Annotated in this window: 1 protein-coding gene; it reads left to right on the top strand. The window is 75.5% G+C overall.

What is annotated here, in order from left to right; all coding sequences use genetic code 11:
* Window positions 1-273 (top strand): hypothetical protein (locus BST12_RS29950; protein WP_211281445.1); only part of this gene is annotated, 273 nt, incomplete at both ends.

Raw genomic sequence — 273 nt, 5'->3', positions numbered from 1 at the left:
CCGGTGGTGCCGGTGGAACGGGCGGGTTGGTCGGCGCAGGCGGCGGCCACGGCGGCGCAGGTGGGACGGGCGCTACGGCAGGGGCCGGCGGAAGCGGTGGTAATGCCGGCTTTCTTGCTGGCCCCGGTGGGTCCGGTGGCACCGGTGGGACCGGAGGGCTTGACGGAGGTCACGGCGGCGCTGGTGGTAAGGCGGGACTGTTGTTTGGTACCGGCGGGGCCGGCGGCGACGGCGGTATCGGACTCTTCGGCGATGGCGGGGCGGGCGGCAGGG

Source organism: Mycobacterium angelicum (assembly GCF_002086155.1).
GTDB classification, from domain to species: domain Bacteria; phylum Actinomycetota; class Actinomycetes; order Mycobacteriales; family Mycobacteriaceae; genus Mycobacterium; species Mycobacterium angelicum.
This window is presented reverse-complemented; position numbering and strand designations above follow the sequence as displayed.